The following is a 402-nucleotide window of genomic DNA, read 5'->3' as shown; positions in this document are numbered from 1 at the left end:
AATGTCTTTAATAATGGCATTGCTCGATTCATCGCTTCATCACGATCAATATCATATGCCATTGCTGTCATCTCAATGTGTTCCTCTAATGTGAGTTCTTCATAAATAACCGGTGATTCCGGAATATAAGATAACTTTCTTCTATAAGCCTCTATGTCATCATTAATGTTGATATCTGAAATTGATAGAGATCCTTCCATAGGTGTAAGCAATCCTAGCATATGTTTAATCGTTGTACTCTTACCAGCGCCATTAAGGCCAATAAGTCCAACGATTTCGCCTTTGTTTAATTCAAAATTTATATCTTTAATTACAGGGCGTTTTCCATATCCACCTGTAAGCTGTTCTACTTTAACTGTCATAAGGCACCTCCATGACTTATATTGTACCAAAAATTATAAA

General features: G+C 34.8%; 1 pseudogene. It reads right to left on the bottom strand.

The features are described from left to right. Positions 1-362, bottom strand: a pseudogene (ecsA, locus tag DYI25_RS22325) (ABC transporter ATP-binding protein EcsA); the annotation flags it as partial. Positions 363-402 lie beyond the last annotated feature (40 nt).

Origin of the sequence: Mesobacillus boroniphilus (genome assembly GCF_018424685.1) — a bacterium.
Taxonomy (GTDB): domain Bacteria; phylum Bacillota; class Bacilli; order Bacillales; family Cytobacillaceae; genus Mesobacillus; species Mesobacillus boroniphilus_A.
This window is presented reverse-complemented; position numbering and strand designations above follow the sequence as displayed.